The sequence below is a fragment of the Pseudomonas sp. CMR5c genome, from assembly GCF_003850545.1.
GTDB lineage: Bacteria > Pseudomonadota > Gammaproteobacteria > Pseudomonadales > Pseudomonadaceae > Aquipseudomonas > Aquipseudomonas piscis.
Genome location: NZ_CP027705.1, coordinates 3,257,182 through 3,280,514 on the forward strand (window position 1 = coordinate 3,257,182; position 23,333 = coordinate 3,280,514).

General features: G+C 65.9%; 17 protein-coding genes. 12 read left to right on the top strand and 5 right to left on the bottom strand.

Features of this window, described 5'->3' with window-relative positions; genetic code table 11:
* The first annotated feature begins 156 nt into the window (after nucleotides 1-156).
* Nucleotides 157-1,662 (top strand): sensor domain-containing diguanylate cyclase, encoded by a 1,506-nt coding sequence (locus C4K40_RS15060; RefSeq protein ID WP_053129774.1) that lies wholly within the window; start codon nucleotides 157-159, stop codon nucleotides 1,660-1,662.
* Between the two features lie 247 nt (nucleotides 1,663-1,909).
* On the opposite strand, the gene C4K40_RS15065 is transcribed toward C4K40_RS15060, so the two are convergent.
* Complete coding sequence (locus C4K40_RS15065) at nucleotides 1,910-3,100, bottom strand: acetyl-CoA C-acyltransferase family protein (protein WP_053129777.1); 1,191 nt, start codon at nucleotides 3,098-3,100, stop codon at nucleotides 1,910-1,912.
* A gap of 105 nt (nucleotides 3,101-3,205) precedes the next feature.
* Here C4K40_RS15065 and C4K40_RS15070 point away from each other — a divergent pair, with 105 nt between their 5' ends.
* The 3 genes from C4K40_RS15070 (at nucleotide 3,206) to C4K40_RS15080 (ending at nucleotide 10,795) form a co-directional block, all read left to right on the top strand.
* Complete coding sequence (locus tag C4K40_RS15070; RefSeq protein WP_053129779.1) at nucleotides 3,206-4,189, top strand: GlxA family transcriptional regulator; 984 nt, start codon at nucleotides 3,206-3,208, stop codon at nucleotides 4,187-4,189.
* A gap of 452 nt (nucleotides 4,190-4,641) precedes the next feature.
* The gene (locus C4K40_RS15075) at nucleotides 4,642-9,852 is read left to right on the top strand and encodes a type I polyketide synthase (protein WP_053131344.1); all 5,211 of its coding nucleotides are present in this window, start codon (nucleotides 4,642-4,644) and stop codon (nucleotides 9,850-9,852) included.
* Between the two features lie 88 nt (nucleotides 9,853-9,940).
* The gene (locus C4K40_RS15080) at nucleotides 9,941-10,795 is read left to right on the top strand and encodes an SAM-dependent methyltransferase (protein ID WP_053129781.1); all 855 of its coding nucleotides are present in this window, start codon (nucleotides 9,941-9,943) and stop codon (nucleotides 10,793-10,795) included.
* A gap of 16 nt (nucleotides 10,796-10,811) precedes the next feature.
* Here the strand turns inward: C4K40_RS15080 and C4K40_RS15085 are convergent, their stop codons facing one another.
* The gene (locus tag C4K40_RS15085) at nucleotides 10,812-11,129 is read right to left on the bottom strand and encodes a metalloregulator ArsR/SmtB family transcription factor (RefSeq protein WP_022640972.1); all 318 of its coding nucleotides are present in this window, start codon (nucleotides 11,127-11,129) and stop codon (nucleotides 10,812-10,814) included.
* Between the two features lie 151 nt (nucleotides 11,130-11,280).
* Here C4K40_RS15085 and C4K40_RS15090 point away from each other — a divergent pair, with 151 nt between their 5' ends.
* Nucleotides 11,281-11,700: an MAPEG family protein gene (locus tag C4K40_RS15090; protein ID WP_022640971.1), complete on the top strand. Its 420-nt coding sequence runs from the start codon at nucleotides 11,281-11,283 to the stop codon at nucleotides 11,698-11,700.
* A 66-nt stretch (nucleotides 11,701-11,766) separates the two neighbouring features.
* Here the strand turns inward: C4K40_RS15090 and C4K40_RS15095 are convergent, their stop codons facing one another.
* Complete coding sequence (locus tag C4K40_RS15095) at nucleotides 11,767-12,699, bottom strand: MBL fold metallo-hydrolase (RefSeq protein ID WP_053129784.1); 933 nt, start codon at nucleotides 12,697-12,699, stop codon at nucleotides 11,767-11,769.
* 489 nt (nucleotides 12,700-13,188) lie between these two features.
* On the opposite strand from C4K40_RS15095, the gene C4K40_RS15100 reads away from it, so the two are divergent.
* Both C4K40_RS15100 and C4K40_RS15105 read left to right on the top strand, forming a co-directional pair.
* Nucleotides 13,189-14,328 carry a calcium:proton antiporter gene (locus C4K40_RS15100; RefSeq protein ID WP_053129787.1) on the top strand — a complete coding sequence of 380 codons (1,140 nt, stop codon included), beginning with the start codon at nucleotides 13,189-13,191 and terminating at the stop codon, nucleotides 14,326-14,328.
* A gap of 117 nt (nucleotides 14,329-14,445) precedes the next feature.
* Nucleotides 14,446-15,522: a trans-acting enoyl reductase family protein gene (locus C4K40_RS15105; RefSeq protein ID WP_053129790.1), complete on the top strand. Its 1,077-nt coding sequence runs from the start codon at nucleotides 14,446-14,448 to the stop codon at nucleotides 15,520-15,522.
* Between the two features lie 61 nt (nucleotides 15,523-15,583).
* Here C4K40_RS15105 and C4K40_RS15110 read toward each other — a convergent pair whose 3' ends face one another.
* On the bottom strand, nucleotides 15,584-16,582 hold the full coding sequence (locus tag C4K40_RS15110) for a hypothetical protein (protein WP_053129792.1): 999 nt from the start codon (nucleotides 16,580-16,582) through the stop codon (nucleotides 15,584-15,586).
* 241 nt (nucleotides 16,583-16,823) lie between these two features.
* Here C4K40_RS15110 and C4K40_RS15115 point away from each other — a divergent pair, with 241 nt between their 5' ends.
* From C4K40_RS15115 to C4K40_RS15130, 4 genes are all read left to right on the top strand, one after another.
* On the top strand, nucleotides 16,824-17,507 hold the full coding sequence (locus C4K40_RS15115) for a type 1 glutamine amidotransferase domain-containing protein (RefSeq protein ID WP_053129795.1): 684 nt from the start codon (nucleotides 16,824-16,826) through the stop codon (nucleotides 17,505-17,507).
* 177 nt (nucleotides 17,508-17,684) lie between these two features.
* Complete coding sequence (locus C4K40_RS15120; protein ID WP_053129798.1) at nucleotides 17,685-18,338, top strand: helix-turn-helix domain-containing protein; 654 nt, start codon at nucleotides 17,685-17,687, stop codon at nucleotides 18,336-18,338.
* A gap of 363 nt (nucleotides 18,339-18,701) precedes the next feature.
* Nucleotides 18,702-20,069 (top strand): amino acid permease, encoded by a 1,368-nt coding sequence (locus tag C4K40_RS15125; RefSeq protein ID WP_053129799.1) that lies wholly within the window; start codon nucleotides 18,702-18,704, stop codon nucleotides 20,067-20,069.
* A 54-nt stretch (nucleotides 20,070-20,123) separates the two neighbouring features.
* A complete protein-coding gene (locus tag C4K40_RS15130; protein ID WP_053129801.1) occupies nucleotides 20,124-21,407 on the top strand; it encodes an FAD-dependent oxidoreductase in 1,284 nt (427 codons plus the stop codon).
* Here C4K40_RS15130 and C4K40_RS15135 read toward each other — a convergent pair.
* Nucleotides 21,383-22,234 (bottom strand): oxaloacetate decarboxylase, encoded by an 852-nt coding sequence (locus C4K40_RS15135; protein ID WP_031320530.1) that lies wholly within the window; start codon nucleotides 22,232-22,234, stop codon nucleotides 21,383-21,385. The two genes, C4K40_RS15130 and C4K40_RS15135, sit on opposite strands and share 25 nt — an antisense overlap.
* Nucleotides 22,235-22,344: 110 nt before the next feature.
* Between C4K40_RS15135 and C4K40_RS15140 the strand changes: the two genes are divergently transcribed.
* On the top strand, nucleotides 22,345-23,238 hold the full coding sequence (locus C4K40_RS15140) for a LysR family transcriptional regulator (protein ID WP_053129803.1): 894 nt from the start codon (nucleotides 22,345-22,347) through the stop codon (nucleotides 23,236-23,238).
* Nucleotides 23,239-23,333: the final 95 nt, after the last annotated feature.

The following is a 23,333-nucleotide window of genomic DNA, read 5'->3' on the forward strand; positions in this document are numbered from 1 at the left end:
CCCTAGGCAACGCCAGGTGCTGGTCCAGCCATGATCGCGCCCCTGCCTTGACCCCGTGCATCGAGAAGCTCCGGCCGCCCTGGTGTCCCAGGCGTCACTGGCGGCTGTCCGCCATCACGGCAGTCGGCCCCTTCGATTTCCGGACTCCCCAACGCCATGAATGCCTTGCTGTTCTCCCCACTATTGCTGGGTACCAACATCCTGGTCGCCAGCGCGATCATCTGCCTGGCGCTGTGGTACTACTCGCGCCCCTATCCGGGACCCGGCCTGTGGACCTTCGGCATACTGCTGGTGGGGCTGGGCCAGTTGCTGCTGCTGTTCGGTGGCCACTCGGCGGAGCTGGCGTACAACGTGTTGAGCTACAGCCTGCTGACCTCGGGGGAGGCGGTGCTGGTCATCGGCGTGTTCCGCTTCCTCGAGCGTCCTGCGCCCTGGTGGCTGGTGCCGGCGGTTTGCCTGACCGCCGTGCCCTGGCTGTTGTGGCACTGGCTGGGCGAGCCGCTGGAAGCCGAGCTGGTGGTGGCCTTGTACACCTTCGTCAGTGCCTTCGTCCGGGCATTGGCCTGTCGTGCGTTGTTGTGCCTGCCGGGCGATCGCCGGCTGCGCAGCGTACGGATCTTCGCCGCGCTGATGTTCGGTTTGCTGGCCTTGAGCGCAGCCGCCAGCGGTGCCCTCGATCTGCTCCAGGCGCTGCGGCCGCGCAAAGGCCTGGAGGCGGCCGCCGAACTGCTGGCTTTCAACATTGGCTATCCGTTGTGGATCCTCTGCCTGTTCGGCCTGACCCTGCTCAGCCTGCGCCGTTTCCTGCTGGCGGCCGAGCGCAGCGCGGTGCGCTTCGAGCGCCTGATGAACATCACCAGCGCCGCCGTGGTGATCGTCCGCGACGGGCGGATCGTCGATGCCAACCCGGTGCTCAAGCGCCTGTTCGATTGCGAGCGGGAGCATTACCACGAGCGTCCCCTGGAGCACTTGTTCGAAACCGATGCCGACCTGCAGCAACAACTGCGGCGGTTCGATGGGGTGCCGCTGGATCGAGTGGCGGTACGCCGCGACGGCAGCCAGTTCGCCGCCGAACTGACCGTCGCGGCCCTCGACGATGGCACCCAGGTGGCGGAGATCCGCGATGTCAGCGGGCGCAAGTCCCTGGAGCAGGAGCTGCGCCAGACTGCCGCCAAGGACGCCTTGACCGGTGCCCTCAATCGACGGGCCTTCATCGAGCGGGCCAAGCTCGAGCTGGCCCAGGACCGTCGACAGGGGCGTTCGTTGTGCCTGGCGATGCTGGATATCGACCACTTCAAGCGGATCAACGACAACCACGGCCACTTGGTGGGCGACCAGGCGCTGAAGGCCTTCAGTGCGGTTTGCGAAAGCCAGGTCCGGCGCACGGACCTGTTCGCTCGCTATGGCGGCGAGGAGTTCGTATTGCTGCTGCCACAGACCAATCGCGAGCAGGCCCTGGCCTTGCTCGAGCGCCTGCGCGAATGCTGGAGCGCGCACCGCTTGGCGCTGCCTGGGGGGGAGTTGGCGTCCACCGTCAGCATCGGCATGGTCCAGGTCGACCAGGAGGCCTCCCTGGAACACTGGGTCAGCCTGGCCGACCAGGCGCTGTACCGGGCCAAGCACGAGGGCCGCAACCGGACCCGGGTGCATGCCGTCGATTGACCCGCAAAGCTGCGCCAGCGTCTAGCGGCAGGCCGGCAGCACCGACGCGCCAAAGGTGCTGCGGCAACCAGGCATCCAGTTGCCCGGGGCGATGCGGGGAGGTGCTGGCGAAGAAGATACTCAGGATCGGCATGACTGATCGTTCGAATGACCAGGACGCCACCTGCATCAGGGCAGGTGACGCATAGGGACAATCCTATGGATCAGGCCCGCCCTGGCTTCACCGCGCTGCCCGGCGCCAGGAACCTCAGAGGCGCTCGAAGACCACGGCAATGCCCTGGCCGCCGCCGATGCACATGGTGACCAGGCCGTAGCGACCCTGGATGCGCTGCAACTCGTAGATGCACTTGATGGCCAGGATGGTGCCGCTGGCGCCCAGCGGATGCCCCAGGGCAATAGCACCGCCATTGGGGTTGGTGCGCGCCGGGTCCAGGCCCAGGCCCCGGCAGACTCCCAGCGCCTGAGCGGCAAAGGCTTCGTTGGACTCGATCACGTCGAAGGCCTCCAGGGCCAGGCCGGTGCGTTCCAGCACCCGGCGCACCGCCGGGATCGGCCCGGTACCCATCACCGCCGGATCGACCCCGGACACCGCATAACCGAGCATCCGCGCCAGCGGCTTGATGCCTTGGCGCTGGGCCGCGGCGGCGGACATCAGCACACAGGCGGCAGCGCCGTCGTTGATTCCCGAGGAGTTGCCGGCGGTCACCGAACCGTCCTTGCGAAACGCCGGCCGCAGCCCGGCCAGCGCTTGCAGGTTGGCGTCGGCCTTGGGGTATTCGTCGGTATCGAAGGTCAGCGTGCCTTTGCGCGTGGTGATCTGGACCGGCACGATCTGCGTCCGGAAGTGCCCGGCGGCAATGGCCGCAGTGGCCCGGCGCTGGCTCTCCAGGGCGAAGGCGTCTTGTTCCTCGCGGGAGATTTCATACTGCCCGGCGACGTTCTCCGCGGTGATGCCCATGGGGCCGGCGCCGAACGGATCATTGAGAGCGCCGGTCATCATGTCGATCAACTGGCTGTCGCCCATGCGTGCGCCCCAGCGGGCGGCGGGCACGGCAAACAGCGAGCGGCTCATGTTCTCGACCCCGCCACCGATGGCGATCTCGCAATCACCCAGGCTGATGGCGTTGGCCGCGCTCACCAGCGCCTGCAAGCCCGAACCGCACAAGCGGTTCACGGTCAGGGCCGTGGACGCCTGGTCCATGCCGGCCTGCAAGCCCGCCACGCGGGATACGTACATGTCCCGGGGTTCGGTATGCAGCACATTGCCCAGCACGATCTGGCCCACCTGGGCCGGGGATAGTTGGGCGCGGGCAATGGCTTCCTTCACCACCAGGGTGGCCAGGTCGCAGGGTGGCTGGTCGCGCAGCGCGCCGCCAAAGCTGCCGATGGCGGTGCGGGCCGCACCGGCCACCACGATTTCAGGAAATGCTTGAGTCATAGCGCTATCCGATCCTTGAGGGAAACTGCGGTGGCGACACTCTAGGCAGCGGCCCTGGCGCTGTATATTGTCTATAAAGACAATTTCTATGCGAGATCGGACAGCATGCCTTGCGCCGCCATCCTCACTTTCGACGGCTGCTACGCCTCCAGTGCCACCGGCTTCGCCGATATCCTGCAAGTGGCCAATTCCCACCTGCGGCGCCAGGACGACGGACTGGATAGCTATACCTGGCACTTCGTTTCCCGCGCTGGTGGATCGATCACCACCAGCAACGGCTTGAGCCTCCAGACCCGCAAGATCAGCTCCAGGAGCCGTTACGACCTGGTGTTCATCCCCAGCATCCACTACGCCGGCGCGCGCGCCTTCGACCAGTTGCTGGAGCGCGAACAAGCGGTCAGCGCCTGGCTGGTACGCCAGTGGCGGGGCGGGGCCTGGATCGCCGCCAATTGCACCGGGACCTTTCTCCTGGCCCAGAGCCGCTTGCTCGACCGGCGCACGGCCACCACCACCTGGTGGCTGGAGCGCCAGTTCCGTGAGTGTTTTCCCTTGGTGGACCTGCAGCCGCAGCCGATCCTGACCGAGGCCGAGCGATTGGTCTGCGCCGGTGCGCAAGCGTCCTACCTGCTGCAGGCGGTACGGATCATCGAGCGATTTTCCGGGCCACTGGTCAGTCGGCAGACCGCCAGGACCATGCTCATCGACGTCAGCCAGAACAGCCAGGCCGCCTTCCTGCCGCTGCTGGTCGCCCGCGAGCACAACGACTCGCTGGTCAGCCAGGCGCAGCAGTGGCTGCAGAACCACATGCACCGCGAGGTGCGCATGAGCGACATGGCCCAGGCCCTGTGCGTGAGCGAGAAGACCATCGTCCGGCGTTTCAAGGCGGCCCTGGAAAGCACGCCGCTGAACTACCTGCAGAACCTGCGACTGGATGCGGCAAAGGTGCTGCTGGAGCAGAGCGACCAGAACATCGACCAGGTCGCGGTCCAGGTCGGCTACCTGGATGTGAGTTCGTTCTCCCGGTTGTTTCGCGAACGCATCGGTATCAGCCCAGGCAGTTATCGCGAGCGTTTTGCCAGCGGTGCTTGAGAGGACTACCGTTGGTCAAAAAACTCTCCAGGCCGATATAACGATTGGCAATTTGCGCAGCAGTGCAAAGATAACAAGACTAATTGTTTGTTAAGTCGGGGTGGGAAATAGGGTCGAATTAGTTGCAGATCGTTATATCTACAATGATTTGCCAGGTTTATTGGAAATAGCCTTGAGTGTGATTGGCTATATTCCGCTCAAGTAGCCGTCTTGTGTCCGAAAAAGTTTCTGCTAGTTTTGGATTTTGGCCTTGAAGCCGGCGTGCCAGCGGCTTTTTCTAATATTCAATGAAATTTCAAGCCATTGATATCCATGGTTTTTATATGAACCTATGGCGGCTTTCGAGTGGACGGAATACTGACTGGGGAATGAAGTTTCGAGGCCTTCAAAACTAACGAAATGGATATATTCAGGAGTGCGTCATGGACGACGAACAGCGCCCTGCACAAGGTATGGGTCAGCATGCGGGCTTGCAGCCCATCGCGATTGTTGGAATGAGCTGTCGCTTCGCACCGCAACTTTCCAGCCTGGAGAGTTATTGGGACTTTCTGGTTCAAGGCCGCTGTGCGGTCGGTGACTTGCCCGGCGACCGCTGGGCCGATTATGAGAACAGCAGTCCCGAAGTGGCGGCGGCGCTGAAGAAGGCCACGCGCCGTGGATGCTTCATGGAGCGGATCGATCATTTCGATCCGGGATTCTTCGGTATTTCTGCCCGTGAGGCGCAGTCCCTGGACCCGCAGCAGCGGATGATCCTGGAACTGGCCTGGGAGGCGCTCGAGCACGCTGGCATCCCGCCATTGATGATCAAGGGCAGCGAGGCGGGGGTATTCGCCGCCGCCAATTCGTTCGACTACGGGCACCGGATGCTGGCCGACCTGAGTCATATCGAGCCCTGGGTGGTCAACGGCGGGATGTTGTTCGGCATCGCCAACCGGGTGTCCTACATCCTCGACCTTCACGGCCCCAGCCTGGTGGTCGACACCGCCTGTGCCGGCTCGCTCACGGCGCTGCACCTGGCCTGTCAGAGCCTGCGCGATGGCAGTACCGGGCTGGCCCTGGTGGCGGCGGTGAACCTGATGACATTCCCCGGTTTGAGTCTGGCGCTGGATGCCTCGGGCGCCACGGCGGCCGATGGTCGCTGCAAATCCTTCGATAGCGCTGCCGACGGTTATGGCCGCGGGGAAGGAGCGGGGGTGCTGGTCCTCAAGCGCCTGGAGGATGCATTGCGTGACCAGGACCGGATACTGGCCCTGGTCCGGGGTTCGGGGGTGTTCCAGGACGGTCACAGCGCCGGGATGATGGCGCCCAATGGCGAAGCCCAGGAGCTGATGCTGCGCCAAGTCTATCGCCAGGCCGATATTCCCTGTGCCTCGGTGCAGTACGTGGAGGCCCATGGCACCGGCACCCGCCTGGGGGACAAGGCCGAGCTGACGGCGATTTCCCGGGTGTTCGGCAGCACGCGCAGCGGCAGCGAGAAATGCCTGGTGGGCTCAGTCAAGCCCAATATCGGCCACCTGGAAGCGGGCGCCGGCATCGCCGGCTTGATCAAGGCTGTGCTGGCGCTGAACCACGGGCAGCTGCCGCGTAGCTTGTACGAGAACCTGACCGACGAGGTCGACTGGAGCACTTCGGGCATCGAGGTGGTTTCCAGCCTCAGACCATGGCCGGACACCGGTTCGCCCAGGCGGGCCGGTGTCTCTTGTTTCGGCGTGGGCGGTACCATCGCCCACGCGATCATCGAGGCTGCGCCGGTGACACCCCAGGCGCGGCCGGGTGCCCAACCGCCTTGCGGGACACGACTGTTCCCGCTGTCCGGGCAGGCGCCGCAGAACTTGCGTCACAGCGCCGCGCGCCTTGCCCATTGGGTGCAACAGCACCCCGAGGCCGCGCTGGAAGATATCGCCCATACCCTCGGGCAACGACGCGCGCACTTGCCTGCCAGGGGCGCATTGTTGGCGAGCAATTCCACTGAGTTGCTCGAGGCCTTGGGCCAGATGGCGGCAGGCAGCGATAGTGAGCGCTGTTTCAGCGGCTCGGTGCTGGCCGGGCGAGGGCCGGTCTGGGTGTTCTCCGGACATGGTGCGCAGTGGCATGGCATGGGCCGGGAGCTGCTGGCTAGCCAGCCGGTATTCGCCGCTGAACTGGACAGTCTGGCCGAGGTGTTCAGTGCTGAGCTGGGGTACACGCCCCGCGAGGCGCTGGAGCAGGGCGGGTTCGATTCGGTGGAGCGTATCCAGGCCACGACCTTTGCCTTGCAGCTGGCCTTGGCGGCGCTTTGGCGCAGCCTGGGGCTCGAGCCCCAGGCAGTGATCGGCTATTCCACCGGTGAGATCGCCGCGGCGGTGGTCGCCGGCGCCCTGGACAAGCAATCGGCCGCGCGTTTTGCCTGCCGCCGGGCGGCGCTTTACCAGCGCCTGTCCGGCCAGGGGGCTATGGTCATGGTCAACCTGCCATTCGCCGAGGCCGCCAGGCGCCTGGAGGGGCGCGCACAGGTGGTCGCGGCAATCGCCGCCAGCCCCTCGTCCACGGTGATTTCCGGTACGGCCGGCGAGGTCGAGCGGCTCGCCGGTGAGTGGGCCGAGGAGGGGTTGGTGCCGCGGCGCGTGGCGAGCGATGTGGCGTTCCACAGTCCACACATCGACCAGGTCCTGGAGGATATCCGCCAAGCCGCTGGCGAACTGCGCTGCCTGACGCCGCGCCTGCCCATGTACAACTCGTCCCTGGGCGATCCCCGGGCCCTGGCGCCTCGGGATGCGGACTTCTGGTGCGCGAACTCACGTAACCCGGTGCTTTTCGAGCAAGCGGTGACGGCAGCCCTGGAGGATGGCTTCGAGCTGTACCTTGAGGTGTCCAGCAAGCCCATCGTCGCCCATGCCCTGAAGGAGACCGCCGATGCTTGCGGGCGCGAACACGTAATGGTGTGCCCGAGCCTCAGGGAGGGGCGGCCGGAGTATCCGGAACTGCTCGCTAGCCTCGCTCGTCTGTATTGCCACGGCGCCGACCTGCAATGGCCGGCTCCGGGAGCCTTGCTCGATCTGCCGAGCATGGGCTGGAACCACCAGCGCTACTGGACCACGGCCTTGCCGGTGCGGGCCAACCTGGGCAAGGGCCACGATCCGCTGCGGCATTCGTTGTTGGGCAGCCACCAGCTGGTGCGCAGTGCGCCGCCCTGTGACATCTGGCGCACGCGGCTGGATTTCGAACTGCGTCCCTATCCGGGCAGCCATCCGATCTGTGGCGTGGAGATCTTGCCAGCGGCGGCCTTGCTGAACAGTTTCATGCAGGCCGGGACGCGGGACGGGCATCTGCCGACCCTGCGTGACGTGGTGTTGCGCACACCCGTGGCGGTGGAAGGTACACGGGATATCCAGATCGTCAGGCAGGGCCAGCAGATCCGCCTGTGCAGCCGACTTGACGATGAAACGGTGCAATCCGAGCAGGAGCGCGAAATGGGCTGGTTGACCCATACCACCGCCAGCCTGGACTGGAACACCGAGCTGCAAGGCCCGGCGCCCGAAGTGGCGGCCTGGCAGGTTGACTGCCCCGAGTCGCTGGAGTGGCCGCAGCTCGAGCCGATGTACCGGCGCCGGGGTATCGCCGACTACGGCTTCCGGTGGCATATCCGTTCGTTGCGGCGCGGGCCGGGCCGGCTGATGGCGACGATCCAGGCGCAGCTCGGCCCGAACCAGGCCAACAGTTGGGCGGTGGTGCTGGATGCCGCGCTGACCAGCCTGCCGCTGTTGTTGCCGGATGACGATCTGTTGCGCATGCCGGCGGCTATCGCCTCGTTGTGCGCGAGGCCCACGCCACCGGAGATCTTTACCCTGTTCGCCGAACTGGCGCCGCGCACTGGCGAGCGCCAGCCCATCGACCTGCTGGTGCTCGATGAGCGGGGAGAGCTGGCCGCGCGCATCGAAGGCCTGGTGTTCATGACGGTGGACCGCCAGGACGAACTGGCCCACGGCAGCAGTGCGACGGTGTTCGTCGAAGACTGGGAGACCTGTCGCTTCGAGCCCCCCACCGAGCCGCTGCCGCAGTTGGTGCTCCTCGGATCGGACGACGATGCCGCGCAGCGTTTGTCCCTGGGGCTGCGCCGGGCCGGGATCGAGCATGCCCGGGTACGAGACGGCGCCGAATTGCGCTTGAACGGACAGCCGACGCTGGTGCTAGTGCTCGGCAGCGTACCGGCAGACGATGAGGCGTTGTCGGATGCGGTCGAGGCCAATGCCTGGCGCCTGCTGCAAGCTACACAGCAGGTCCAGCGCCTGGCCCTGGAGCAGCCATCCCTGCGCCTGGGTTGCGTGACCTTCGGAGTCAAGGCCATGGCCAACCGGACCGCCCTGGCCCAGTCGCCGCTGTGGGGCGTGGCGCGGATCGTCGCCGGAGAACAGCCAGGCCTCTGGGCAGGCTTGATCGACATCGATCCGGCAGCCTTGAACAGCGACAGCACCTTCGGCCTGCTACGAGGCGCCCTGGGGCACAAGAGCGAGGATGTGCTGGCCATCGGTACCCAGGCCTGCCAGGTCCTGCGCTTGCAGGAGGCAGTCGCGCCAGGCCCTAAGGGCAAGCCGCAATGCGTTCCGGACGCCACCTACGCCATCACCGGCGGCTTCGGCGCCCTGGGCCTGCAGGCCGCCCAGCACCTGGTGAACCAGGGTGCACGGCGCCTGGTGCTGATCGGCCGCCAAGGCTTGCCGGCACGCAGCGCCTGGCCCGCGCTGCAGGATCCGCAACAACGCTTGGTGATCGACGGCATCCGTGCGCTGGAGCGCCAGGGCGTGACGGTGCTGCCCCTGGCGCTGGACATCGCCGATACGGCGAAGGTGGCCGAGGCGTTGTCCGAGTCGGCCCTGGGCCTGCCGGCGATACGCGGCGTGGTGCACGCCGCTGGCGTCTTCAAGGGCGGCATGATCGAGCATCTGCAGCGCGCCAGCCTGTCCCAGGTGCTGCGGGCCAAGGTCACCGGGACCCTGGCCCTGGAGCGGGCGTTTCCTCCCGGGAGCCTGGACTTCCTGGTGCTGTTCTCCTCCAGCGGGCAGCTGGCGCGCCCCTCGGGGCAGGCCGGTTATGCCGCGGCGAATGCCTTCATGGATGGCTTCGCCAGGTATCGGGCAGGGCAGGACGGTCAGCGGACCCTGAGCATCGCCTGGATGGCCTGGGAGCAGTTGGGGATGTCCAGCAATATCGACGCGACCCTGCGCGAATGCGCGGCCAATGGCCTGGGGGCTCTGAGTATCCCCACGGCACTGTCGTCCTGGCAGTTGGCCCAGGACTGTGGTGCACCCTATGCGGCGGTATTTCGCGTGCAGCGCTCGGCGGACCTCGGCCAGCCACTGCCGGTGTTGAGCAGGCTGCTGTGCGACGCCGCGCAAGAGGCGGCGCAAGTGACGTCACTCGATCCCTGGCGCGCGGTGCCCGACGAGCAGCTTGGGCAGTGGCTGGCGCAAGACATCCAGGCGTTGATCGCGGCTGAACTGCGTTGTGCCCCCGAGGACATCAACCCCCAGCGGTCGCTGGTGGAGAAGGGCATGGATTCGCTGCTCAGCGTGGCACTGCGGATTCGCCTGAAGCAGCGCTACCGGATCGACCTGCCGCCCACGCTCATCTGGAACCACCCGACCGTGGAGGCCATTGCCCGCTACGTGCGCCAGGCACTGGCCTAGCCAGTAAGGCAAGCCGGCCCGGCACCTGCCAGACCAGGCGGCGTTGCCGGGGCCGGTGGATTTCTCATGCAACCGACAGGAAACCGCCATGCAGAATGTAACGGCCAGCTGGACCGCGATCTACACCTCCATCGCCCGTGCCGCCCACCAGGTACTTGACCAGCACCCCAAGGTGGTCGACGACCCGGTGGTGGTCGGCCTGGTCGAGGGCTCCAGTGCGGCGCAGATCCAGGCCCGGGCCGACGACTTCCAAGGGCCGGTGCAGTGCCTGGCCCGGGCGTTGTTCGTTATGCGCAATCGCTTGGCCGAAGATGAACTGCATCGAGCGGTAGCGGCTGGGGCAGGGCAATACCTGATGCTCGGGGCGGGCTTGGATACTTTCGCCTATCGCCAGCCCGACTGGGCCCGGGGCATACGCCTGATCGAAGTCGACCACCCTGCCTCCCAGGCATGCAAGCGCGATTACCTGCACGCGGCGCGCATCGGCATTCCGCGCAACCTCAGTTTCTGTGCCATGGATTTCGAGCGCATGACCCTGCGCCAGGGCCTGGAAACCGTCGGCTTCGATCCCCAAGTGCCGACCTTCCTGTCCTGGCTCGGCGTCACCCAGTACCTGGAGCGGGCGGCGATCCAGCGCACCCTGGAAGATGTGCTGGCGCTCCCCGTCGGTAGTGGCCTGGTGATGAGTTTCATCATCAAGGATCCGGGGCTCGATGGCCTGGACCAGGAGGCGGTGCAGGTGTTTTCCAGCCTGGCTGCCGCTCGCGGCGAACCCTGGATCAGCCGCTTCGACCCCGGGCAGTTGCAGCACTGGCTGCTGGAGCTGGGATTTGCCGAGGCGCTACTGGTCGCACCGGCCGAGCTGGAGCAACGTTACTTCGCCGGGCGCACGGACCGCCTGCGGGCACCGGTCTTCGAACAACTGGTGATCGCGCGGGTATAGGGCCGGCGAGTGGTCGTCAGGGGCGGTAGATGCTCTTGAGGGTGGCGATGATCTTTGCCACGTCGGGATTGTCGATGCGGTAGTACAGGGTCTGGGCTTCGCGACGGAAGGCCACCAGGCCTTCCTCGCGCATCTTCGCCAGGTGCTGGGACAGGGCCGACTGGCTCAGCGTGATGCGCTGCAGCAGGCCACCCACGGTGATTTCCCCATGCTCGATCAGCAGGCACAGCACCTGCAGGCGGTATTCATTGCTGATTGCGCGCAGCAGAGTAGCGGCTTTCTGCGCGCCTTCGACGAGAAAGCGCTCGTCGTCGCCAATGGGTTCTGGAGTCATGGGAACAGGTAATCCATTAAATTAGTAATTGCTAATTTAGATAATTCTAATATTATGGTTCGGGCTCAAGGCAACCGGAGCGTCGTGAGCCTGCCAGCACCTTGAGTGCTGTGCAAACCCCGCCATTATCCATCAATCAGGAAGGTCCAGAGTGAATACGCCCACTTGGGTCCTGTTGGCATTTGCCGGCTGGACGTTGCTCATCTTGTTCGGCACGGTCGGCGTCTATCGCTGGTCGCGCATCCTGACCGGTCGCGCCACGGTGAGCGAGTGGCAGCCGAACAAGCCCCAGGGCAGCGATTGGTACCAGCGGGCCATGGCTGCACACCGCAATTGCGTGGAGAACCTGCCGGTGTATGGCGCCATCGTGCTGGCGATCCATGTATCGGCCGTCACCAGCGGCGCCCTGGACGGCCTGGCACTGCTGATGCTGGCTGCGCGCATGGCCCAGAGCCTGGTGCATATCTGCCTGCCACAGACCGACAAGGTCGCCAGCTGGCGTTTCGCGTTCTTCTTCACGCAGATCCTGGCCATGATCGGCATGGGCGTGCTGGTGGCCAGTCACGCTTGATCAGGTGCCGGACGCTCGGTGGGCGGCATGCCGAACCTCGAACGTAGCGCAGCCATCCGGACACCCTCAGCCGGGGCGGTAGCGTCCTTGTTCGTCCTGCTGCACCCGGCCGGCCTGCTGCAGCTCGGCCAGGTGCTGGGCAATGGTGCGCCGCTCGGCGCTCGACACCCAGGGCGCGGTGTGTCCCGGTGGGTACAGCAGCCCGCGTTGCACCAGTTGTTCGAGTGCTTGTGGTTGCTCGTCGAGCCAGGCCAGGAGCCGGTTTTCACGCTCATCGAGCTTGCTGGCGAACGCCGCCAGGGCATTGAGGAAACTGTCACGATCGGTGTAGACGCCCCGGTGGTGCGAAGTGACCCAGACCTTGGCCGGGATATCCGGCAAGCGCTGCAGGCTGCGGCGAAAATCCCCCAGGTTGGATGTGGCGTCGCCGTAGTAGGGCCCGAAGCCGGTCAAGTCGATATCGCCGATGAAGGCCACGCCCTCGGGCTCGACTAAAAGCACCGTATGGCCGGCGGTATGCCCGGGCATATGGAATGCGCGGATCCGGGAGCATCCCAGTTCCCAACAGGCGCCGTCCTGGTAGCCCTGGGCATCCGGGCGCGGGGCGTAGAAGAACTGTCCCTGCAAGTACTCGAGCATGACCCGGGCCTGATCCGGGTGACTGATCCCGAATGCTGCCGCCAGGCCCTCCCAGCTCCGGGCCGCGGCCAGGTCTGCCTGGTGGACGTGGACGCTGGCTCGGGGCAGGCGATGCAGGCCGGCCATGTGGTCCTCGTGGACATGGCCCAGGACCACCAACTCGGTGGCATCGAACCAGGGGCCGATGCAGTTGGCGACGATGGGGGTATCGAAGGCCGCCAGGGTGTCCGTCCCGCGGATCATCACTTGGTTGCCGTCCGGGTACTTGCCGTGGCGCTTGCCGAAGAACACCGAGACCCGGCCGAAATCCAGGCGTTCGATTCCGGGGGATGAAGCTTCGCCACCATGGGCTGATCGCATGTGTGCCTCGCTTGTGCCAAGTTCGGATAACCCTCGCCACTATAATCGTGTGCCTGCATTCGCCGGCTTGCAGAAGCAAGATTCGCTGGTTGAATGCCGCGGGATTCGCAGGAGTTGACTCTGGAATCGACATGCACACCGGTGCTAGAGTGCGCCGCAGCGCCGCTTCCATGGCGCGTTCAACCACCTGCCCGGGGACGACCCCGGGGCCAGGATCGACATGCGGGACGGCCCGAAGCTTCTGAGCAAGCCCCCATGGCCAGCGTCCCCGCTACTTTTCCCTGCCTGCTCCATCCCTTGTGCTGCGCACGAGCCTCTTCGTCATGCCGCGCGGTTGCTGCGTGCCTGCGCCCAGGCCCGGCGTGGCTTACCCGCCGGCGCCCCCTGCAACGCCGGACAGGGGCGTGCCAGCCAGTGATTCACCGCGAACCGGAACCTGCCATGGCCTGGGCTATGTTCCTTGTGCAATGAACCGAAGATGAGACCGACATGAGCGAACTTTCCCGAGTAGTGCCGTTGTCCACAGTCCTGCGCCTGGCCGGCTCCTGGCTGGTGGTGGGCCTGTTCTTTTTCCAGGGGAGCGAGCTGCTGGCCGCGCCCCTGCAGCCACTGACCGCCAGCTGGGTATTCTTGCTGCTGTTCTGCACCATCCTCGCCGCTGCGTTCGGCGTGGTGCATGAGGCCGACCACCTGGCCCGGCAACTGGGCGAACCCTACGGCACGTTGATCCTGACCCTGTCCATCGTTTCGATCGAAGTGATATTGATCGCCTCCATGCTCCTGGGCCCGGGGGAGCTGCCGACCATCGGCAGGGATTCGATATTCGCGGTGATGATGATCATCATGAACCTGGTCATCGGCCTGTGCCTGGTGGCTGGAGCTGCGCGCAACGGCGAGCAGGAATACAACGCCCAGGGCGCAGGTTCTTACATCTCGATGATCGTGCTGCTCACCGGCATCGCCTTGCTGCTGCCGAACTTCACTTCCGGGGCCGGTGAGTTCAGCGCCACCCAGGCCATGGGAGTCTCGGCCATCACGGTGTTGTTGTACGGTGCTTTCCTGTGGTTGCAGGTGGGCAGCCACCGGCGATTTTTCGTCCAGCCGCCGGCCGGTAGCCTGCACCTTCCCCAGGCGCAAGCCGGCACCGAGACCGACGTGCAGCCGCCGGCCAATCGCCGGGAAATGCTCCTGCGCACCCTGGTCTTGCTTGGGCTCATCTTGCCCATCGTTTTGCTGGCCCATTACCTGGCGGTGGTCACCGACTACGGCATCGCCCAGGCCGGGGCGCCGGTGGCGGTTGGCGGCGTGCTGATCGCGATCATCGTCTTCACCCCCGAGTCGATCACGGCGATCAAGGCTGCCTGCAACAATGAAATGCAGCGCACCCTGAACCTGTGCCTGGGCGCCTTCGTTTCCACCGTGGGGCTGACGGTGCCGGCGGTGCTGGTGATCGGCTTGATCACCCAAAAGCAGGTGATCATGGGGCTGTCGGCTGCCGAGATGCTGCTGTTCGCCATCACCGTCGGGCTCACCCTGGTGAGCTTCGGCGGCCAGCGCACCTCGCCGCTCCAGGGGTTCATGCATTTGGCAGTGTTCGCGGTATTCGGCCTGTTGCTTTTCTATCCTTGAGCAGGACGGGCGAGCCGGGCTTGCCCCTTGACCCTGAACCGGGCTTGAAGGTTAGCGTCGCAGCCAGATCGAGGAGGGCAGCGTGCCGCCTCGCCCAACCCTGCCAGGAGCCGCACCATGAACGAACGATCCAGCCCAGCCGAACCGATGCAATGGATGATCTATGGCGCCTATGGCTACACTGGCGAGCTGATCGCCCGCGAAGCGCACCAGCGCGGCTTGCGTCCGGTGCTGGCCGGACGCAGTCGCGACAAAGTCGAGCCGCTGGCCCGGGAGCTGGGCCTGGAGGCCCGGATCTTCGGGCTCGATGAACCGCAGCTGGCGGCCCGCATCCAGGACATGGACCTGGTCCTGCACTGCGCCGGGCCGTTCTCGGCCACCGCAGCGCCGATGATGCAGGCCTGCCTGGATGCCAAGGCGCACTACCTGGACATCACCGGCGAAATCGCCGTCTTCGAGCATGCCCAGGCCCTGGGGCTGCGAGCCCGGGAGGCGGGGGTGGTGATCTGCCCGGGCGTGGGCTTCGACGTGATCCCCACCGACTGCGTCGCCGCCGCGCTCAAGGCGGCACTGCCCGATGCCACGCACCTGGCCCTGGGCTTCGACTCGCGCTCGAGCTTCTCGCCCGGCACGGCCAAGACCTCGGTGGAGGGCATGGCCCAGGGTGGCAAGGTGCGGCGCGACGGCAAGATCGTCACGGTGCCGCTGGCCTACCAGGTGCGGCGCATCGATTTCGGCGCCGGTGAAAAGCTCGCCATGACCATTCCCTGGGGCGACGTATCCACCGCCTACCACACCACCGGCATTGCCAATATCGAGGTCTTCCTCCCCGGGTCGGCCGGGATGATCCGCGGTGCCAGGTTGGCCAACCTGGTCCGTCCGCTGCTGGGCCTGGCCTGGGTGCAGAAGCGCCTCAAGGCGCATATCGGCAAGACCGTGACCGGCCCGGACGATGCCAAGCGGGCCGACCAGGGCACCTATGTATGGGGCGAGGCGCGTAATGCCCAGGACCAGCGCAAGGTGGCCCGGGTGCACACCGCCAATGTCTACAGCCTGACCGTCAGTGGCGCCCTGGCAGTGGTCGAGTACCTGGCGGGCGAGCGCCCTGCAGGGGGCGCGTACACCCCGGCGAAGTTGCTCGGGGCCGGGCTGGTCAGCAGCCTGCCGGGTTCGGGCCAGATACGCATCGAGTGATCGGTGGCCACCGGGACCGCCGTCTTGGCGGTCGGTCCCGGTCACGTCAGGACACCCGGGATCAGTGGCTATCGTTCAGGCTGGCCAGGGGCTTGGGGGCATAGAGCGCGCTCTGGAACTCGGGTACGTACTCGTATTTCACCAACTTGCCCAGTTGCAGCGAACGCAGGTAGTCGGACAGGCTGCCTTCGCCCAGGATCAGGCGCGCGGCGTCGGCGCTGCTGCTGGAGGCATGGCTGGTCTGGCGCGAGGTGGCGTAGCCGTAGGCCAGCTGGCCGTTGTGGTCGAGGTTGGTGAAACTGTTGGTCACCATGCCGACGTCGTGGGACAGGTCCGCAAGCTTGCTGCCCTTGAAGATCACGTCGACGTTGCCGGTCTGGCTGTCGATGATGTCGTAGGACAGGCTCTGGGCTTCCTCGCGGCGGCTGATGTCGGTCAGCCACTTGGGCAGGTTGTAGCCCACCACGCCACGCACCCGGGCCAGTTCGGTGTTCACCGGCAGCTTGAGCACGTAGCCCCAGAAGTCCTTGGAGATGGACTGGCCGACCAGGGTCAGGGGGCCGAGGTTGGACTTGCCCGGCTTGTTGGTGATGATCGACAGGGCAATTTCGTTGTAGCTGTCGTTGTCGCAGTAGTCGTAGGTGTAGGCGGTGAAGGCCACCAGCCCGCGACCGGGCCAGACCTGCAGCGGCTGGACCTGGGCCAGCACCTCGGCCGGGATCAGCTCGCGCAGGCGTGCCAGGTCAGCGGTATAGACCGCGGTGATACGGCTGTTCTTGTAGTAGAAGTTCGGCGAGTAGGACTCGAAGCCCATGTCGACCCGGGTCTTGGCCAGTTGCTTGAACCAGCTCAGGTCCATTCCCGGCGCCTCGGCCTCGATCACCGACAGTGGCGGGTTGGAGCGATAGCGGTCGTACAGGCCGCCCTTGAGCACCGGCACCGGATGGCCGGCGATATCGATCATCGTGGTTTCGGCATGGCCCGTGGCGTCCGCCAGCACGGGACTTGCCAGGGGGGCCAGGAGTGCGCCGGCCATTGCGGTGACAGTTGCAAGTTTCACGTTCCAGTTCTCCAGAGAGTGCATCACGCTGATGAATACCCCGGGCAAGGCCGGCGTCTGTTCGCTCGATACCGGCCGGGGTGGGTAAACCCTAACGTTCAACTTAACCTTAATGTCAAGCAGGCAAATGACGGCGCTGCCGCGTGACCAGGGCGGCGTCCACCCAGCCTGCCTGCCGGGCGTTTGCGAGCCTGGTGGACTAACCTTTTGCCAGTCCCGGCACTGTGCGGAGTACCTATCGATGGCCAAGCGCATCTTGCATGTCGTCACCAACGTCGCCCATTACGCCGACCCCGGCCAACCCACCGGGTTGTGGTTGGGGGAGCTGACCCATGCCTGGCAGGTGTTCGCCGCCAGGGGGCACGAGCAGCGCCTGGTCAGCCCCAGAGGCGGCGCCTCGCCCCTGGAGCCCAGGGCGTTGAAGTGGCCATTGCTCGATGGCACGGCCAAGGCCTGGCTGGAGGATCCGGCGAGCTTGCAGCGCCTGGCCCGCACTGCTCATCCAGATGAGTTGCAGGGCGCGGACTTCGATGCCATCTACTTCACCGGCGGCCATGGAGTGATGTGGGATTTCCCCGACGACCCGGGCCTGCAGCGCCTGACCCGGGAGATCTTCGAGCAGGGCGGCATCGTGTCTTCGGTCTGCCACGGCTACTGCGGGTTGCTCAACACGCGGCTCAGCGACGGCCGGCTGCTGGTGGAGGGGCGCCGCCTGACTGGTTACGCCTGGATCGAGGAGGTGCTGGCGGGCGTGGCAGGCAAGGTGCCGTACAACGTCGAGCAACTGATGAAACAGCGTGGGGCACGCTACGAGAAGGCCTGGTTGCCGTTCACCACCAAGGTGGTGGTCGATGGCCGCCTGGTGACAGGGCAGAACCCGCAATCGGCCAAGGCCACGGCCGAACAAGTGGCGGCCTTGCTCTAGCCCATGGTCCCAGGCTGGAGAAGACTGGTTAACTGCTGGTGGATTTGCGTATAAAGAAAATAACTTGCGCAGTCTGCCGTCCTTCCCCCATGGCTGCAGTTGTATCTGCGCTTTCCCGGCAGGTTCCGGAGCACCGGGGGATAGGTGCTAGAATGCCGGGCCTTCGAAGGAGAAGCCGTGAACAGCAAGACCTCCCGCGCCGCCGCAGCTCCCAACCTGCTGAACCCCGAGACCCTGGGCATTCGCTTGCGCACTGCGCGCAAACAGTTGGGCTGGACCCTGGCCCAGGTCGCCGCCCGGTCCAATGTCTCGATCACCACCATATCCCGGGCCGAGCGCGGCCAACTGGCCCTGGGCTACGAGAATGTCGCGGCCCTGGCCCAGACCCTGCAACTGGACATGGGCACGCTGTTTTCCCATGCCTACGAACAACCACCGGCCGGGCAGGGCCCGGTTATCACCCGTTCCGGGGAAGGCGTGGCCTACCGCGGGTTGTCGTTCACCTATGAGTTCCTGGCCACGGCGGCCAAGGGCAAGCCCATCAATCCGGTACTCGGCACCATCCATGCGCGCCAGGTCAACGGCCCCGAGGATTTTGCCCGGCATGCCGGCGTGGAGTTCGTCTACGTGATCTCGGGCAAGGTCCAGGTGCACTTCGAAACCGGTGAGGTGGCCGCCCTGGACAAGGGCGACTCGTTGTATTTCGACAGCCGCATCGGCCACGCCTACATCAGCGTCGGCAAGCAATTGGCCAAGGTCATCGGGGTCATCACCGCCGAAAGCGAGCAAATCCTGTTGGCTCGCCAGGGCCAGGGCTTGCCCGGTCACTGAGGCCCGGCGCCAGCCCGGGCGCAGGCTCCATCCCTTGTGAAGCATCCTCTTTGCCTGCCGGTAAGCGGCGCGACGCCTGGCGATCGCGTGGCTGTTACCGGGGCATCCTGGCGGGTCGAGCAGGTCGCAAAATTTTCGTATACGCAAATTATGTTTGCAAAAAATCCTTTGCGGTTGTCTCATTGGATTTGCGTATACGCAAATTATGCGAAGCGCACCTCCCTGCAGGAAGGCCAGGAGGGGCAGGGCACTCAGGGACCGAGCGTGCAGCCAACCGCGATGACAGGAGCGATGCCTCGCCCCGGTCGCGGCTTAGAAGCTAACAACCAATAACAATCAGGCTATCAAGCAGGCATCAACCACATGGCAAACAAACTCCTGAGCTCGCGCCAGCTGTCCTTCATGGCCCTGGGCATGTCCATCGGCGTCGGTCTGTTCCTCGGCTCGGCATCGGCCATCCAGTCCGCAGGGCCCTCGGTACTCCTGGCCTACCTGCTCAGCGGCGGGGTGATCTTCCTGATCATGCGCGCCCTGGGCGAGATGACCGTGCACAACCCGGTGTCCGGTTCGTTTGCCGCCTACGCCCACCACTACCTGGGCCCCTACGCGGGATTTCTCTCCAGTTGGAACTACTGGATCCTGATGGTCGGGGTCGGCGTGGCCGAGTCCACGGCCGTGGGCATCTACATGAAAAGCTGGTTTCCCGAGGTACCGCAGTGGACCTGGGTCTGCGCCTCGATCGCGGCGATCTGTGCGTTGAACCTGCTGGCGGTGCGCGCCTTCGGTGAGGCCGAGTTCTGGTTCGCCCTGATCAAGGTGGTGACCATCCTCGCCCTGGTCGTCGGCGGCGGCATGATGATCTTCGTCGGCTGGGGCAATGCCGGGGTGCCCCTGGGCTTGTCCAACCTGTGGCAGCACGGCGGTTGGTTTCCCCATGGCGCGAGCGGGCTGCTGCTGGCCTGGCCCATCGTCGCCTATGCCTTTGCCGGCGTGGAGATGATCGGCATCGCCGCGGCCGAATCGGACAACCCGCGCAAGACCATCCCACGGGCCATCAACTCGGTGGTATGGCGCATCCTGCTGTTCTACGTGGCGGCGATCGCGGTGATTCTGGCCATCTATCCCTGGAACCAGATCGGCACCCAGGGCAGTCCGTTCGTCACCACTTTCGAACGCCTGGGGATTCGCCAGGCGGCCGGCATCATCAACTTCGTGGTGATCACCGCCGCGCTGTCGAGCTTCAACTGCATCCTGTTCAGCGGCGCGCGGATCCTCAAGAAACTGGCCGATGAAGGCCAGGCCCCGCGACTGTTCGCCAAGGTCCGGGGCAACGGCATCCCGGCTCGCGCGGTATATGCCACCGTGGCCTGCATGGCCCTGGGCGTGGTGCTCAACTACCTGGTGCCGGACCGGGCCTTCGGCTACATGATGTCGCTGCTGGCGTTCAACGTGGCCTGGACCTGGGGCATGATCGCCGCCACCTACCTGGCGTTCAGGCGCCGCCAGCGTGGCCAGCCCCGGGAGTTCCCGCTGCCCCTGGCGCACATCACCCCGGTCCTCTGCCTGCTGTTCGTCGGCTTCGTGGTGTTCATGCTCGGCTACGACCCCAAGACCCGGGTCTCGCTGTACGCCGGGGCGTTCTGGACCTTGGGCATCTCCGCTTGCTACCTGCTCAACCAGCGTCGCGCCCAGGGCCGGGTCGCCGCGCTGGTGGACGCTGGGCATCTCTAGCGCCTCGCAGCACTTGCGGCCCGTGCCGCACCTTCTCCAATACAAGGACATTGCATGCACATCATTGTCGTGGGCGCCGGTATCAGCGGCGCGGCCACAGCCCTGGCGCTGGCCGAGGCGGGCCATAGCGTCGAAATCATCGAGGCGGCTGGTCGGCCGGCCACCGGTGCCAGCTTCGCCAACGCCGGCCTGGTGTCTCCCGGACATTGCTTCAGCTGGGCCGAGCCAGGGGTCGTCGGGGTTGCTCTCAAGTCCCTGCTGGGCCTGGGCGACGGCATTGGCATCCACGGCCCCTGGAGCGGCGCCCTGGCGCGTTGGGCGGCGCTGTTCGCCGGCGAGGCCAGCGAGGCCCGCTGGCTGGCCAACTCCCGGGCGGCCCTGGTCCTGGCCAGTTACTCCCGGGACCTGTTGTTCGGCCAGGGCGGCGTGGCAGCCGAAGACTATGGCGGTCGTCAAGCCGGCATCCTTTATCTGTACGGGCCGGGGCAGGGGCCCGGTGCCCACGACGTCCAGTTGCTGCAAGCGGCGGGGGAGCCGTTCGCCGAGCTGGATGCAGCGCAGGTGCTGGAGCGCGAGCCGCTCCTGGCCCAGGCCCGGGTGGGTTTTGCCAAGGGGGTCTACTGCGCCCGGGACGGCACGGGAGATGCAGCCCGCTATGCCCAGGCAGCCATCGAGCGTGCTTGCGTGACCAAGGCCGTGGCGCGTTTCGCTGAGCAGGTGCTGGAGGTCGAGGTCGAAGCCGGGGTGGCGGTGGGGGTGCGGACCCACCAGGGCCGGCGGCGCGCCGATGCCGTGGTGGTCGCCGCCGGCCTGGCTTCGGCACCTTTGCTGGCGCCCTTGGGGCTGCGCTTGCCGATTCACCCGGTGACGGGGTACTCGCTGTCCTATCCCCTGGGCCGGATCCCGCGGCCGAGCGTCGGCGCGGTGTCGATCCCGCACAAGGTAGCCTGGGCGGTCTTCGGCCAGACCTTGCGTTTCACCGGGTTCGCCGATGTCGGGCAACCCGGACCGGGCAAGATCGAGCAGCGCTTTGCCGCCCTGCAGCGTTTCGCCGAGCAGGTCTGCCCGCAGCTGCAGGGCGTTACCGCGACGCAATGGCTCGGACAGCGGCCGATGACCCCGGACAACCTGCCGTTCCTCGGCACCTGCCAAGTGCGCAACTTGCTACTCAACTGCGGCCACGGCGCCATGGGCTGGACCATGGCCTGCGGCTCGGCGCGGATCGTCAGCGACCTGGTGGCTGGCCGCCAGCCGGCGATCGACCTGGCGCCGTATCGCTGGGACCGCTATGGCCTGTTCGGGCGGCGCGGCGATCAGCGCTGGTCCAGCTCCAGGTAGCGGCTGGTGCGCACGATGCGCTCGCGCTCCTGGAAACTCACCAACTGGCTGGCCAGCGCCGAGCTGTCGCCGCTGCGCTTGATCTGCGCCAGGACTTGCTGCGTGGCATGGATGGCCGCGCGTTGTAGGTCGGAAGGGATGATCACCAGCTGATACCCCAGGGCCGCCAGTTCCTCGACCGGCATCATCGGGGTCTTGCCGCCATGGAACATGTTGATCAGCTTGGGCCCGGGGATCCGGGCAGCGATTTCGCGGATCTGCTGAAGAGTCTCCGGGGCCTCGACGAAAATCATGTCGGCACCGGCCTCGACATAACGCTGCGCCCGTTCCAGGGCGGCGTCGAAGCCTTCGACGGCGATCGCATCGGTACGGGCGATCAACACCAGGTCCGGATCGTCCAGGGCCTCGCGGGCGACGCGCAGCTTGCGGCACATCTGCTCGGTATCGATCAGCGACTTGTCGTCCAGGTGCCCGCAGCGCTTGGGAAACGCCTGGTCTTCAAGGTGCAGTGCCGCCACCCCGGCACGTTCGAAGGCACGTACCGTACGTTCGACGTTGGCACTGCCGCCGAACCCGGTGTCGGCATCGGCGATCACCGGCAAAGCGCTGCCGTCGACGATCTTCTCCACGCGTTCCAGGACCTCGCTGAAGCTCAACAGGCCGATATCCGGCAGCGCCGCGGAGCGGGCGATGGCTCCGCCGCTGGCGTAGACGGCTGAAAAGCCGGCCAGTTCCACCAGGCGCGCCGAGAGCCCGTCGTAGACGCCAGGGGCTACCAGGCTTTCGCCGCTGGCCAACAGATCGCGTAGTTTCCTTGTGTTTTTCATGGTGCCTCCCAGGGCTGGCGGGTGTCGTTGCTTGGATAGGCAAAGCTTGGCCCTGGGCATTTGTTATGTCTAATATTCTAATTATCCAAAATCAGAACGTAGAACATTCCATGGAACTCCGGCACCTGCGTTACTTCGTGGCCACCGCCGAGGCCCAGAGCCTGACCAAGGCGGCCCAGGTCCTGCACATCGCCCAACCGCCGCTGGGCCAGCAGATCCGCGCACTGGAAGAGGAAATCGGCACGCCGCTGTTTCACCGCCAGGGCCGCGGCATCGTCCTCAGCGATGCCGGCAAGACCTTCCTGGTTTGTGCCCGGGACATCCTGGCCCGGGCCGAAGAGGCCAAGGTCCGGGCACTGCGGGCCGCGCGCGGGGAGATCGGCAGCCTGACCCTGGGGTTCACCGAGTCGGCCTCGTTCAACGAGGGCATGACCGCGTTGCTGCGTCTCTACCAGCAGCGCTATCGGCAGGTGCAGATCAACCTGGTGGAGGGCAACAGCGAGACCCTGGTCGGCCGGCTGCTGGAGCGACAGATCGATGCCGCCATCGTCCGTCCGCCTTTTGCCGGGGGTGGCGACCTGGCATTCCAGGTCCTCAGTGAGGAGCCGCTGATGGTGGTGCTGCCCGATAGCCATCCCTTGCTCGCTCGCGAGCGCCTGGATCTTGCGGACCTGCGCGATGAGCGCTTCATCCTCTATTCGCGCAAGTCCGGCTACGGCCTGAGCGCCGAGATAGTCAGCGCTTGCCGGGCCCAGGGCTTCAGCCCGCTGATCCACCAGCAGGCCCCCCAGGTGTCTTCGGCGGTCAACCTGGTGTCGGCCGGCATGGGCATTGCCCTGGTGCCGGCCTCGATGCAGCGGATGGCCCGTCCCGGGCTGAACTTTCGCCAGCTGGCCCTGGAACAGCCACGGGCGACCCTGGGCCTGGCCACCCGTGCGCAAACGCCTTCCGCGGTGGTCGACGGCTTGTTGCTGTGCGCCCGGGAGGTACTTGCCGGGGGCTGATGCAGTGCCCCTGTGGCCCGCAGGCCAAGCCCCATCATGAATCCTGCGCCGTCACTGGAGCGGGCATTGCCCAAGCGGATGCCTCGGTGCGAATA